The following is a 279-nucleotide window of genomic DNA, read 5'->3' on the forward strand; positions in this document are numbered from 1 at the left end:
GCCATGGCCAGGTTCAGGTAAAGCGCGGCTTCCGGATCGTCGCCGGCGGTATCTCGCGCCGCGTTCAACGCCGCAAGGTCATTGTCCTGCGCATCACGCCTGCGCAGGTGCGCCAGTGACAGGTACGCGCGCCAGTAACGTGGATCCAGTGAAAGCACGGTGCGGTATTCGTGCTCGGCCTCCTCCATGCGCCCGAACCAGGCCAGGCAGGTGCCCAGGTTGTAGCGCAGCCCCGGTCGGTCCGGCGCGCGCGCGACGGCACGCTCGAACGCATGCAGG

1 protein-coding gene is annotated in these 279 nt (G+C 68.1%); it reads right to left on the reverse strand.

Annotated elements, in window-relative coordinates; genetic code table 11:
• On the reverse strand, nucleotides 1-279 hold a 279-nt coding region (locus tag R0J87_RS19700; protein ID WP_498888367.1), incomplete at both ends, for a tetratricopeptide repeat protein.

This window comes from Halomonas sp. SIMBA_159 (assembly GCF_046536035.1).
Lineage (GTDB): Bacteria > Pseudomonadota > Gammaproteobacteria > Pseudomonadales > Halomonadaceae > Vreelandella > Vreelandella venusta_A.